Here is a 14,774-nt window from a genome sequence, read left to right as displayed (position 1 = left end):
ATAGTATAAGAGTATAAGTAGCTTATTTATTTCCGAGCTTTTTGATCTCGTCGTACAATTTTTCTTCGTCTCCGGGAGAATAATTATTGTGTGAGTAAACGATATTTCCTTTTTGATCTATTAAAAAGGTATGAGGAACATTGTTTACACCCATTGCACGTTTAAAATCCCCGTTAGGGTCCATTAAAACCAGGTAATCCCATCCTTTTCCGTCTACGTATACCGGAACTTGCGCTTTTGTTTTTTCATCGTCAATGGTTACGGCAACAAGGTTCACACCAGTTTCTTCCTGCCAGTCAGGATAAAGCTCATGAATAGTGTTTAATTCGCGTTTGCACGGAGAACACCAGGTAGCCCAAAATGAAATAACTACAGGACCTTTAAAGCCCAATTCAGCAGTGTTTACTGCTTTACCATTCATGTCAACTAATTTTACAGAAGGAAGTTGTTTAACTACTAATGGTTCATGATTTTGAGCCATCGATAAGGTAGAAACAATAAGTCCCAGAAATAAGAACGTAATTTTTTTCATAGTTTTAAATTTTAGCAAGGGACAGTTCAAGTTCTGTGCCGAAATCCAAAGATACCTTTTCCTTAACACAATTTTAAACATGTGTTATCCGATACTCTTGTATTCCTAAAAAATGTTAAGTCACAGTGAAAAATTGTAATCCTAATAATTCTGATTTTCATCAAAATCAAACCGTTTAATTCCGAAAAAGCGCACTTAAATCAAAAATTAACGAATATAAGGGGATAGGAGGTTGTTTTTTCAAGTAAAAAATTGTAATCTTACTGATTGATATACGAATGTGACCTATTGTGAGAAAAATAGAACGTTCCTATATTTGTGAAAACTGAAAACGCGATTATGAAAAAAATATACTCTTTAGTTACTGTTCTTTTACTTGCTTGCTCTACAGGTTTCGGGCAGGTTGAAATTAAACTGTGGGATAACGGAACCCAGGCAGGTACAGGAAACGCCTTGAATGGTGAAGAATATACAATTATGGCTACCACAGATGGGACGCATGGAGTTACCATTAACTTTAAAAACACTTCTGCTGTTAACAAGACATGGAAGATGGAGCGTTACAGAATAACAGATATGGCAGCATGGGCAGATTACTTATGCTGGGGAGCTCCCGGAGATCCTTTCGGACAATGTTATACTCCTCAAATCATGAATACAAATCCCTGGACTAGTCCGAACCAATACAGTTTGGATGTTGCTCCCGGAGCATCTGCAAACCTGGTAGCTGACGCTGAAACACATGGTGCAGGAACTGAAAAGTACCGTTTTTATTTAATTGAAGGACAATCTACAAGAGTGGATTCTGTTGATGTGATCGTTACTTCTACACTCGGAATTGAGGATCAACAACAAGATGAGGTATCTGTTTCTGTATATCCGAACCCGGTTTCAAATGTATTGACTGTAAGCACTAAAGGATTAGAAGGTACAGTTGAATTGAAAATGGTTGACGTACTTGGAAAAGTGGTTTTGGCTGAATCAGGAGCTCCAATTAACAAAGTGGATGTAAGCAATTTCAAAAACGGAGTTTACCTGGTGTATGTTCACAATAAAGGAAATCTGGTACAAACAAAACGAATTGTTATTAAGCACTAAACTAGTATTTGATACACGATATTGAAAAGGAGTCCAAAACGGACTCCTTTTTGGTTTTATAAAATTCTTTTTAGTTCCTCTACCGCCTCAACAGCGCTTTTATTTATTTTTTGGAATTGACTTTCAACCGGGATCAGGTCGGATTTCGGATCAATCAAAATTTTCCGACAGCCCGGCTTAGTGTAGTGGATTAGTCCGGCAGCCGGGTAGACACTTAGTGAAGTCCCTACTACAATCAGGATATCGGCCTTTTCTATTATTTCGGCTGCAGTTGAAAGAAGAGGAACTTCCTCGCCGAACCAAACAACATGAGGCCTTAAAATATATCCGTCGTCGCAAAGGTCTGTCATTTTGAGTTCATGACCTTCAATGAGGTAATATTTCTTCTCTTTATCAGGCCCGGAGCTTTTTGCATACCGAATGTTGCCATGCAGGTGAAGAACATGGGTGTTCCCTGCACGCTCATGCAGGTCATCAATGTTCTGAGTAATAACCTGTACATTAAAAAGATCTTGCAACTGACTGAAATAATGATGCGCATCGTTTGGTTTTGCGCTTATAACATTGAGCCGTCTTTCATTATAGAATTTCTGCACCAGATCCGGGTTGTTTTTCCACGCTTGCGGCGTTGCAACTTCTTCAATGGAATAGTTTTCCCACAGTCCATCAGCATCCCGAAAAGTCTTGATACCACTTTCCGCACTAATCCCTGCTCCCGATAGAATAACAAGGTTATTTTTCATATCCTTCATTTAGCTTTCCAATAGTCAAAGTTAATTGAATCAAGCTTAGGTGGTTAAATAGTTGTTAAGTTATTGTCTTAATGTTAGATTTGGAATTCTAAAACGTTAAGATTATGAAAAAAAGTTTACTTGCTTTCTCGGCACTTTTTTCAGTAGGTTCTGCTTTCTCACAAGTAGTATTGTCTGAAAACTTTGATGCGGGAACAACTTTGCCTGCTGGTTGGGCACAATACAACGTAGACGGGTTGACTCCGGCTTCAAGTGTAAGTTACATGGGAACTAGCGCATGGGTAGTTCGCGCAAACAGTGCAACAGGATCTGGGAATCATTTGGTTTCAACTTCCTGGTATACTCCGGCTGGGGTGTCCAATGACTGGGTGGTTTCTCCTTCAATTGCGGTTCCTAACTCAACAGGATTTATGTGCCAGTTTGACGTAATGGCTCCGGATGCTCAGTTCCTTGACGGATATAAAGTATATGTTTCTACAACAGGAAATACGGTAGCAGATTTCACAGACCCAGCTGTTCTTACAGTTGCTGCTGCTCCGAACACATACACTACCCAGTCTTTCTCTTTGGACGCATACATGGGTTCAAACATTTACATCGCGATCCAAAATAACTCAAACGATAAGTTCTTATTGTTTGTAGATAATTTTGTGGTTCGTAAGCCTGCGAACGATGATGCAATGCTTCTTTCTTCTACTTTGAACCGTTACTCTTTGACAAACACAAACAATACTTTGTCAATGCAAGTTAAGAATGACGGAGCAAATGCAATCACTTCATTAACTATTGATTGGAATGACGGAACAGCTCACAGCAGCGTTATCTCTACAAACATTGCTCCGGGAGCTACAGCAACGGTGAACCACCCAACTGCTGTAAACTATGCAACTGTTGTTGAAGAGGATTTAAACATTACTATCACTGCAGTTAACGGAAACTCTGATGCAACTGATAATACTTCAAGTAACAAAATCAACACGGTAAGTGCGAACTCACCGAAAGTGGTATTGATCGAAGAAGGAACAGGAACATGGTGTGGATGGTGTCCAAGAGGTGCTGTTGCAATGGAATACATGGCAGACACTTACCCGAATACATTTGCTGGTGTAGCAGTTCACAACGGTGACCCGATGACAGTTACTGCTTATGACGATGCTGCTGGTATTTCTGCATTCCCTGGAGCAAATGTAGACAGAGCACTTTTAGGTGTAGATGTTTCTACTCAGGACTTTGAAAATTTCTACGATGAGCGTATTGATTTGATTTCTCCGGCTGGATTGGGAATTCAAACAGGTGGTTCAGGAAACGCAGTTACTGTTACAGTTAATGCAACTTTCCGTACTGTATTTGCTGCTTCTAACTACCGTTTGGGAGTAATTATCACTGAAGACAACGTAACAGGAACAGGATCAGGTTATAACCAGGTAAACTATTACAGTGGAGGTGCTAACCCATTGAATGGTGCCGGTCACAACTGGCAGACTGCTCCGGACCCGGTTCCTGCAGCAGATATGGAGTATGACCACGTAGGTAGAGCTTTGTTGGGCGGATACATGGGACAGGCTGGTTCAGTTCCTGCTGTAATTACAGACGGACAAGTAGCAAGCTACACATTTAACTACACAGTTCCTGGAACAAGTAACCGTGCTAACATGCATGCAGTTGCTGTTTTGGTTGACCAAAACACAGGTGAAGTAGTAAACGCAAAAGAAATTTCTTTAGCTACTTTAGGATTGGCTGAGGCATCAACAATCAATATGGAAGTATTCCCTAACCCGGCTTCTGACTTTGTAAACGTGAAGTTTGAAGGACAAGGTGGAGAATACACAGTTTCAATCATTGATTTGGCTGGACGTACAGTTGCTTCTAAAGTTGTTACAGGTGCAGGTGCTACTGCAGTTGAAGTTCCGGTTGCTGGATTGGTAGCAGGAAACTACATGATTTCAGTTGCTAACGAGACTGGTTCTTACACACAAAAATTGATGGTGAAGTAATTCACGATTAAATATCATTGATGGAACCCCGACGATAAATGTCGGGGTTTCTTTTTATCCGAACTTTTTAGTGCTCTTGTATTAAGATTTATTAACTTTATCGCCCTTTACAATCTTATTTTATATGCCAAAAGTTCGTAAACAAGATGCGCTGGATTATCATGCTTCCGGCAGACCCGGAAAAATTGAGGTTATTCCTACCAAACCTTATGCTTCTCAAAGGGATCTGTCTTTGGCATACTCTCCGGGAGTTGCCGAGCCTTGCCTAAAGATTGCGGAAAACCCAGCAGATGTTTATAAGTATACCAGTAAAGCAAACCTGGTTGCGGTAATTTCAAACGGAACAGCTGTACTAGGATTGGGTGATATCGGTCCGCTGGCTTCCAAACCGGTTATGGAGGGAAAAGGATTGCTTTTCAAAATTTTCGCTGATATCGATGTGTTTGATATTGAAATCGACGCGAAAGATCCTGAATTATTTATTCAAACAGTCAAGGCAATTGCTCCGACATTCGGGGGAATCAACCTGGAAGATATTAAAGCTCCTGAAGCTTTTGAAATAGAACGCCGATTAAAAGAAGAACTGGATATTCCATTGATGCACGATGACCAGCACGGAACTGCAATTATTTCTGCCGCTGCATTATTGAACGCTTTGGAATTAGCCAAAAAGAAAATCGGGAAGGTAAAAATCGTTGTTTCAGGTGCCGGAGCCGCCGCAATTTCCTGTGCGAAATTGTACATGGCTTTAGGAGCTTCTGTGAACAATATCTTTATGTTCGACAGTAAAGGATTGATCCACGCCGGAAGAACGGACCTCGATGAAATGAAACAACAATTTGCCCCTCACAAGAAAGATGCTACTTTATCGGAATCTTTTAAGGGAGCAGATGTATTTATAGGATTGTCAAAAGGAAACATCGTTTCAAAAGAAATGGTGGCTTCGATGGCAAAAAACCCCATCGTGTTTGCATTGGCAAATCCGGACCCGGAAATATCCTACAAGGATGCAATGGCAACACGTGATGATATCATTATGGCAACCGGCCGATCGGACCATCCTAACCAGGTAAACAATGTGCTTGGTTTCCCCTTCATTTTCAGAGGTGCTTTGGATGTAAGAGCAACAGGGATCAATGAAGAAATGAAATTAGCTGCCGTTAAAGCAATTGCAAACCTGGCTAAGGAAACGATCCCGGAAGAAGTGATTGAAGCATACGGCGAAAAACATATTTCCTTCGGAAGGGAACAAATAATTCCGAAACCACTGGACCCGCGTTTGATTTATCATGTTGCACCTGCTGTTGCACGTGCTGCTATGGAATCAGGGATTGCTCAGAATCCGATTACTGATTGGCAGGAGTATGAAATGATCCTGAAAAAACGCTTGGGATTAGACAATAAACTGGTTCGACAAATCACTACCAAAGCACAGAACAATCCGAAACGAGTTGTTTTTGCCGAGGCTGATAATGTGAAAATCCTGAAAGCGGCGCAAACGACTTGTGAGGAAGGAATTTGTTTCCCGATCCTATTGGGAAAACGAAGAGTTATCGAATCGTTGATCGCTGAGTATTCGATCGAAATTCCCAATATGGTTATTATCGATCCGAAATCGGATACTGAAAAAATGCGCCGTCAAATATACGGGAACTCGTTCTTCGAAAAGCGCAAACGAAAAGGAGTAACGGAATATGAGGCAATACAGCTGATGCGTGAACGGAACCATTTCGGTGCAATGATGGTGGAAATGGGAGATGCAGATGCAATGATCTCCGGGTTGACAAGAAATTACAGAGATGTGGTTCGTCCTGCAATCCAGGTAATCGGTCTGCAAAAAGATGTAAATACCGTTGCAGGAGTCTATATCCTGAATACGAAAAGAGGACCGATATTCCTTGCCGATACGACAATCAATAAGAATCCTACCGCCTGCGAAATAGCAGAAATAACGCATAACGTTGCGAAAACACTTCGCAAATTCAAGGTTGTTCCGAAAATTGCACTCCTGAGCTACTCCAATTTCGGTTCAGCACCGGGAGAAGATGCTGAGAAAATGGCTGAAGCAGTGCGGATTTTGCACGAAAATCACCCTACTCTCATTGTGGACGGAGAAGTTCAGGCAAACTTTGCTTTGAACAACGACCTGATGAATGAAAAATTCTCGTTTTCGCAATTAGCGAATAAGGAAGTAAACACGTTGATCTTCCCGAACCTTTCATCAGGGAATATAGCATATAAGTTACTCCAGGAAATGACTGATTCGGATGCGATCGGGCCTATCCTGGTCGGATTGAAAAAATCAATTCATGTACTGCAAATGGGCTCATCTGTTCGCGAGATCGTAAACATGGTGAAAGTTGCCGTTGTTGATGCACAAACCAAGTAGAAATAGAAAGCAATGATTGCACATCTGAACGGACGTTTAATAGAGAAGAATCCTACAAACCTGATCATCGAATGCGGTGGCGTGGGATATTTCGTTAAGATATCACTGAACACTTATTCTGCAATCGGAACATCCGAATCAGTAAAGGTTTTGACACAACAGATTATACGGGAAGATGCCCATCTGCTTTTTGGTTTTGCCACTTCCGAAGAGCGTGATGTATTCAACCTGCTGCTTTCTGTTTCCGGAATCGGGCCCAATACAGCCATCTTAATGCTTTCATCTATGTCCCCGAATGAAATTGCCAACGCAATACAAACGGAAGATGTACGTTCTATACAAGCAATCAAAGGAATTGGAGCAAAAACTGCCCAGCGTGTCATTATCGATTTGAAAGATAAGATGTTGAAGGTAGAATGGAATGATCCAACAAATATTTTTGTCGGAAACAATACAAATCGATTTGATGCGTTAACTGCTTTGGTTTCTTTAGGTTTCGATAAAAAATCAGCAGAGAAAGCAATAGAGAAAATTGCCACCGGGGAGGAAACTGTGGAGGAATTAATTAAAGGGGCACTGAAAATATTATAAACACTTGGAAAAAAAATTGAACGCTAACTACACAAGAGTGATGCAACTGTTTACAGCGGTTGTTTTCTGTTTTGTATCGCTTGTATTCTGGGGGCAGACACCACCGGATACTACTTTGCCATTTCCGATTACCAATCCGCTGGATCCAACTCAAAACAATCCGCAGACATTCGATTTGGGAGATCCTTCAGGAGTGAAGAAAAGCATCGTTTTCGATCCGATTACAGGGAAATACGTTTTCTCTGAAACAATGGGAAATACCAATCTGAATTATCGGAATCCTTCCATGATGACCCTGGAAGAGTACCTGGAATACGAACGTCAAAAATCATTGAAGGAAAACTGGAAGGATAAAATTGATGCACAAACGGAAGAAGACAGAGCGCTTGAGTTCCCGATCAAAATTCCTTCAAAGGTATTTACAAGTTTCTTTGGTTCCGATGAAATTACAATCCGTCCGCAGGGATCGATAGAATTGGCTTTCGGGGTCAATACTTCCCGTTATGACAACCCGATATTACCGGTAAAACAGCGAAAAATTACCCGTTTTGATTTCCAGCAGCAGATCCAGATGAACCTGGTTGGACAAATCGGAACAAAACTGAAATTAAGTGCAAGCTACAATACACAAGCTGCGTTCGACTTTGATAACGTAACCAAATTAGGTTATTCCGGTGATGAAGACCAGATCATCCAAAGAATTGAATTGGGGAATGTAAGTTTCCCGTCTTTCGGCGCATTGATTCCGGGTTCCCAAACCTTATTCGGAGCGTACGCCAAATTGCGCTTCGGAGACCTGACAGTAGATGCGATCGGTGCTTCGTCCAAAGGGAAAAGAACCGAGATTAACATCACCGGAAAAGCACAAATCCAGCCATTTGAAATTACGGCTGATAATTACGAGGCCAATCGCCACTACTTCCTGAACTTATTCTTCCGGGATCAGTATGACGCAGCAATGGCCCAAATGCCGAACGTTGCTTCTGAAACATACGTTACCAGAATGGAGGTTTGGGTTACCAACAGGATAAATAACACGGAAAATTCGAGAAACATCCTTGCATTCTCGGATTTAGGGGAGGCTCTGCCGGCAAACCAGGTTGGTTCACCGGGCGGTGTGTTTAATACTGAGTTGCCAAGCAATGATGCAAACGGACTTTATAATTACCTGGCGAATCCGAACAGCCCGGTGAGTAATACTATTCGTGGATTCAACGGAGCTGTTGCCGAATTGTCATCACAAAATTCCACTCCCGGCCCATTCCAGCAGGCGATTCATTACGAAAAAGTTGAGAATGCCAGAAAACTGAGCGAATCGGAATATACCTACAACGCACTTCTTGGATTTATTTCCCTGAGCCAGCCGCTGAACAACGATGAAGTTTTAGCCGTTGCATACGAGTACACACACAGAGGGAAGACTTACCAGGTTGGGGAATTCTCTACCGACGGTGTTGCCGGTCAGAATGCTTTGATGTTGAAATTATTGAAACCGACTATCACAAATCCAACTTTGAAGATTTGGGATTTGATGATGAAGAACATCTATTCTATCGGTGCCTACCAGGTTGATCCGAACGGTTTCAAACTGAATATTTATTACAACAACCCGGAAACATCCGTTTTAGCACCTATTTTACCATATTCCGGATTGGATGATAAGCAAATCATCACCCTCGTGGAAATGGACCGCTTGAATGTGAACAATCAGCAGTTCTCAGATGGATTATTTGACTTTGTACCGATCATGTATAACGGGCAAAAAGCGGAAACCGGAGGTACGATCAACACCCGGAACGGGCGCGTCATGTTCTCTACGAACGAACCTTTCGGTGGTGTGTTGAAGCAAAAGTTGATGTTGAACGGAATGCCGGATAACATTGCAAGCACCATTGCTTACACGGAACTATATGATTCAACGAAAACGGCTGCTCAGCAGATTCCAAGCAAGAACCGTTTTGTGTTTAAGGGAGAATACCAGTCTTCCGTTACCTCGGATATCTCCTTAAATGCTTTGAACGTTCCTGAAGGAGCCGTGAAAGTGACTGCGGGAGGAATCCCGATGGTGGAAGGGCAGGATTATACGGTCGATTACAACTTAGGTCGTGTGAAAATCCTCAACACAGGAGTTTTGGAATCAAATACACCGATCAAAATTTCCATTGAAAGTAATTCGGTCTTTGGTTTCCAGTCGAAATCGATGGTGGGAACACATTTGAATTACCGATTTAGTAAAGACTTCAACATTGGGGCTACCTGGCTTAGAATGATGGAACGTCCGGTGACCCAAAAAGTTGATTTTGGTAGTGAGCCTTATAAGAACAATGTGATCGGTTTTGATATCAATTACCGTACAGAATTACCGTTCTTAACGAAATTCATCGATTTATTACCGGTTCTTTCCACGAAGGAAAAATCCTTTATGACCTTTAAAGGAGAGTTTGCGCACTTGATTCCCGGAACACCAAAGGCGATTTCCAAAGCGGGAATTTCGTATGTAGACGATTTTGAAGGAAGTCAGAGTACTATCGACCTGAGAACACAAAGTGCTTGGCGTTTAGCGTCTACTCCTCAGGGACAAACAGATCTTTTCCCGGAAGGATCGTCAAAAAGTTTGAAAAACGGATTCATGAGATCAAAGATCGCATGGTATTTAATTGACCCGCTTTTCTATCAATCGAACAATTTAACACCGCAGCATATCAAGGATGACCCGGCGCAAATTTACGACAGTCGTATGCGTCAGGTACTTCAAACAGATATTTTCCCGAACCAGCAGCTGACTTATGGTGCCATCCCAACTATCCAGGTATTGGAATTGGGCTATTATCCGAAAGAGCGGGGGATGTATAACTACGATACACTTTCAACGGTAAATACGGACGGAACGTTTACGAATCCGGAAGACCATTGGGGTGGAATTATGCGCTCGCTGACAACAAATGACTTTGAACAGGCTAACGTTGAATTCATCCAGTTCTGGATTTTGGATCCGTTTAACGAAGATGCAATGCTTGCTACTCCGAATTTAACCGGTGGTGACCTGTATTTCAACTTAGGGAACGTTTCCGAAGATGTATTGGCAGATTCCAGAAAGAGTTTTGAAAATGGGATTCCGCCTTATTCAGGAGCAAACTATCCCGTTGTTATTACACCATGGGCGAAAGTATCCACGCAGCAGGTTGTTGTGAATGCTTTTGATAATGATCCGAACTCACGCTTCAACCAGGACGTTGGTATCGATGGGTATAAATCTTCAGAAGAAGTTGATTCCTACTCAGCATACGTGAATTGGGTACAAAACTCGAACATGAGTGCCGATGTAAAAGCAAGAATGATTGCCGATCCTTCGAATGACGATTATAACTTCTACAGAGATGACGTTTACGACCAACAGCAATTGAATATTCTTCAGCGCTATAAAAAATACAATGGAATGGAAGGAAACTCTGCTACCACAGAGATGTCCGACACCATGAACACTGATAAATATCCTACTCAGGCAAGAAACACACCTGATTTGGAAGATATCAACCAGGATAACAACTTATCCGAATCAGAAGCTTATTTCCAGTATAAGGTAAGTCTGCGCCCTGCTGATATGGTCGTAGGGAAAAATCACATTACGAGCGTGGTAACGTTTACTCCGCCGAATACAACGAAAACAGAAAGATGGTACCAGTTTAAGGTGCCGATCAGAGAACCGGAAAGATCAGTTAACGGTATCCGTGATTTCCGTTCTATCCGCTTCTTCCGGATGTTCATGAAGGGATTTGATGAAGAAGTAATTGTTCGTTTCGCCAAGTTGGAATTGGTTCGAGGGGAATGGAGAAAGTACTTGCTTGATCTGACTTCACCGGGAGAAGTTATCCAGGTTGACCCGAACTTAACGACTTTCAACATCGGGGCACTGAACTTTGAAGAGAACAATGAGAAAATTCCGATCGGGTACCAAATCCCTCCTGGAATCCAGCGTGAAATTGACCCGTCACAGCCTCAGCAGCGCCAAATGAATGAACAGTCATTAACATTGGATGTGTGTAACCTTCAGGATGGTGATGCAAGAGCGGCCTATAAAAATGTTCAGTTTGACGTTCGTACTTACAAGAAATTAAAAATGTATGTCCATGCAGAGGAAGTAACTGCAAATACTTTACGCGATAAGGATGCGACGTTATTTGTACGATTGGGAACTGACTTTGTAGACAACTATTACGAGTATGAACTTCCGTTGTACCTTACGCCATGGTATACAAACAATGCAGATGCTGTTTGGCCGGAAGTTAACAACATGGAAATCGTATTCGATGACCTTTTGAACCTGAAAAAACGCAGAAACGACATGTTGGGCCAGCCTAGTTCCGGAGTTGCTGCAAATGTGGAATATGTGATGATCGATCCGCAAAATCCGGATAGAAGGATCAAAGTAAAAGGAAGTCCGAACTTACAGGGAGTTAAAACGATCATGATCGGGGTTCGTAACCCGAGTAAAAATCAACCTTCTCCATGGGTAGCCACAGATGACGGACTGGCAAAATGTGTGCAGGTTTGGGTCAATGAATTGCGTTTAACAGATTTCGTTGATGACGGAGGTTCTGCAGCGATTGCCCAAATGCAGGTTCAGGCAGCTGATTTCGGTAGTTTCTCACTTTCGGGGAATTATTCAGGTGTGAACTGGGGAGCAGTAGATTCACGTGTTCAGGAAAGACAGCGAAATCAAAAGATCGGAATGGATTTCCAAACCAACCTGCAGCTGGGACAATTCTTCGGAAATCGCATTAAATTGGCTGTTCCTTTCTTCTATGGATATTCCCTGGGAATTATTAACCCGGAATACGATCCGTTCAACCCGGATATCAAACTAAGTTCATACGAGGCCGGGCAAAGAAAGAGCATTGCAAGAGTAGCTCAGGATTACACAGAACGCAAATCTTACAACTTCCAGGGAGTTCGAAAAGAACGCGCGGCAGGTAAGAAAGCTCATTTCTACGACGTTTCGAACTGGATGGCCGGTTACGGGTACAGCGAAAGCCTGCACCGTGATTTCAATACGAACTACGATCGCACAAAACAATGGAAAGGTAGTTTGGCTTATGCTTATACATTTGACAACAAACCGTTCGAACCGTTCAAGAAGAATAAGAAGATGCAAAAATCCAAGTGGTGGGGCTTGATCCGGGAAACCAGTATCGGGTATTTACCAAAAACACTTGGCTTTACAAATGACATTCAGCGAAATTACAACGAACGCCAAATCCGTAATACGATCGATACTTCGGCAAATGCATTCCAGTACAAGCCCGTTTACGTGAAGAACTTCCAATGGAACAGAGGTTATCGTTTAGGATGGGATCTTACCAAGAACCTGAAACTGACATTCAACGCGAATAACAGAGCTATTTTCGATGAACAGGACGGAGAAGTAAACCGTAAAGGAAACGATACTTTATACCGCCAGTTTAAAGATACGATCGCAAAACAAATGAGAACGTTTGGTAAAACCATGGATTACACGCATGACTATACCTTCTCGTACAATGTTCCGTTCAACCTGATTCCTGCTTTGGATTGGTTGACAGGTAATGCTAAATACACAGGAACATATAACTGGCAGCGTGCTCCGCTTGGGCAGGATGGATCAAAAATTCCTGGTACAGTTAACTCATACAACCCGGATTACGGGAATATTGTACAGAACAGCCGGACGGTGAATGCGACGCTTCAGGCCAATATGACAACCCTGTACAATAAAATACCATTCTTTAAGAAGGTAAATACGGGCGGTAGTCCGCAAAGGGGGGCAGTTTCCAGGCAAAAGGCCGGAGGTGCAGTTGATGGCGGATCTAAACCGGATGATAAAGGAAAAGAGACGGTAACCGAATTGAAACCGCCAAAGCCATTGGATGAAATGACCAAGAAGGAACGCAGACAATGGGAACGTAAGAAACGCAAGCATGAACGCCAGCAAAAACGTAAGAAGAACAATAAAGTAAATCCTGTTGCCGGTTTTGGTGCCCGTTTATTAATGAGTGTTAGAAATGTTTCCGGAACTTACAACCAAACAGACGGAACATTGCTGCCGGGATACAACCAGAAAACGTCTATATTAGGATTTAATCCGGCATTCAGTTCCGGGATGGGAGGATTTATCTTCGGTCAGCAGTCGTACTCAGTTACTGGTAGAGAAACCGGCTATAACTTTGCGCAAACAGCAGCAGATAACGATTGGTTAGTGAGAAATCCGGCATTGAACCGCCAGCATACGATTACCCACAACCAAATGTTCACCGCACGTGCAACCCTGGAACCGATGAAAGATCTTACGATCGATCTGTCGTTGAACAGAACCATGTCTGAGAATACCAATGACTTCTTCAGGTACAATGATCTTTCAGAGCAATTCGAATCTCAAAGCCGTTTCCAGACAGCTACTTTATCGTACTCAACGATCTCTATCGGAAGTGCCTTTGAGAAACTGACGGAAGGTTATGAGTCCGGAAACTTCAAACAAATGAGAGAGACAACCAAACAGGTTTCCGATCTTTTGGGTGAAACGAACAGCAACTCGGCTGGAAGTACTTCAGACGGATACCGTGATGGGTATGGTATCTCTCAGCAGGAGGTTGTAATCGGAGCATTCTTATCATCTTACACGAATGGAAAAGTGAACAAGCGCTCCACAAATCCGTTTAATTCGACTCCATTGCCAAACTGGACTGTCAACTACAACGGATTGTCGAAGTTTGAGAAAATGAAGAAATTGACTAAGAACTTTGTAATTCGCCATGCTTACTCCTCTACGGTAACATTGGGACAGGTTCAGTCAAACTTAAATGCGACATTTGATGATAACGGTGCTGCATCGGCACGCGATTTGAACCGAAATTTCATTCCTGAACAAAATATCCAGACAGTGACGATTTCAGAGCGTTTCTCTCCGTTAATCGGATTTGATGCAACCTGGAACCTGGGTGGTAAAAAGGCAGGAAGTCAGGGATTGATTACGAAGTTTGAAATTAAGAAAGACCGTTCTGCAACACTTTCATTGAACAATAACCAGGTTACTGAAGTATTAGGAAATGAGATTGTAGTCGGAGCAGGATATAAATTCCCGAAAGTGAGATTGCCATTCAGAATTGGTAAGAACAAACCGGAGAACCCATTGAATATCCGTTTTGACTTTACGTTCCGCGATAACCTGACAGTGATCCGCAAGATCGTTGAAGCTACTGAGCAGGCAACTGCAGGACAGAAGGTAATTTCAATCAAATCGTCAATCGACTATAACATCGGTGCAAACCTGATGGTTCAGTTCTATTACGACCAGGTGATTACGAATCCTAAGATCGCAACATCTTATCCGACTGGAAACATGAGCACAGGTATCCGATTCCGCTTTAATCTTGGAGGATTGTAAG

At 42.3% G+C, this 14,774-nt stretch carries 7 protein-coding genes; 5 read left to right on the top strand and 2 right to left on the bottom strand.

The features are described 5' to 3' along the window. Positions 1-22 precede the first annotated feature (22 nt). Entirely contained in the window at positions 23-532 is a 510-nt protein-coding gene (locus QZT69_RS08865) for a TlpA disulfide reductase family protein (protein WP_294673196.1), read from the bottom strand. Positions 533-871: 339 nt separating this feature from the next. Here QZT69_RS08865 and QZT69_RS08860 point away from each other — a divergent pair, with 339 nt between their 5' ends. Then, complete coding sequence (locus QZT69_RS08860) at positions 872-1,630, top strand: T9SS type A sorting domain-containing protein (RefSeq protein WP_294673194.1); 759 nt, start codon at positions 872-874, stop codon at positions 1,628-1,630. A 56-nt stretch (positions 1,631-1,686) separates the two neighbouring features. Here the strand turns inward: QZT69_RS08860 and QZT69_RS08855 are convergent, their stop codons facing one another. Further along, positions 1,687-2,373, bottom strand: a complete 687-nt coding sequence (locus tag QZT69_RS08855) for an NAD-dependent deacylase (protein WP_294673192.1) — start codon at positions 2,371-2,373, stop codon at positions 1,687-1,689. A 113-nt stretch (positions 2,374-2,486) separates the two neighbouring features. On the opposite strand from QZT69_RS08855, the gene QZT69_RS08850 reads away from it, so the two are divergent. The 4 genes from QZT69_RS08850 to sprA all read left to right on the top strand — a co-directional run bounded on the left by QZT69_RS08850 (position 2,487) and on the right by sprA (position 14,773). Further along, positions 2,487-4,376: a choice-of-anchor J domain-containing protein gene (locus QZT69_RS08850; protein ID WP_294673190.1), complete on the top strand. Its 1,890-nt coding sequence runs from the start codon at positions 2,487-2,489 to the stop codon at positions 4,374-4,376. 124 nt (positions 4,377-4,500) lie between these two features. Further along, positions 4,501-6,765 carry an NADP-dependent malic enzyme gene (locus QZT69_RS08845; RefSeq protein ID WP_294673188.1) on the top strand — a complete coding sequence of 755 codons (2,265 nt, stop codon included), beginning with the start codon at positions 4,501-4,503 and terminating at the stop codon, positions 6,763-6,765. 12 nt (positions 6,766-6,777) lie between these two features. Next, a complete protein-coding gene (ruvA, locus tag QZT69_RS08840) occupies positions 6,778-7,356 on the top strand; it encodes a Holliday junction branch migration protein RuvA (RefSeq protein WP_294673186.1) in 579 nt (192 codons plus the stop codon). A gap of 40 nt (positions 7,357-7,396) precedes the next feature. Beyond that, positions 7,397-14,773, top strand: a complete 7,377-nt coding sequence (gene sprA / locus QZT69_RS08835; protein ID WP_294673240.1) for a cell surface protein SprA — start codon at positions 7,397-7,399, stop codon at positions 14,771-14,773. Position 14,774: the final 1 nt, after the last annotated feature.

The organism is uncultured Fluviicola sp. (assembly GCF_902168135.1).
GTDB lineage: Bacteria > Bacteroidota > Bacteroidia > Flavobacteriales_D > Crocinitomicaceae > Fluviicola.
This window is presented reverse-complemented; position numbering and strand designations above follow the sequence as displayed.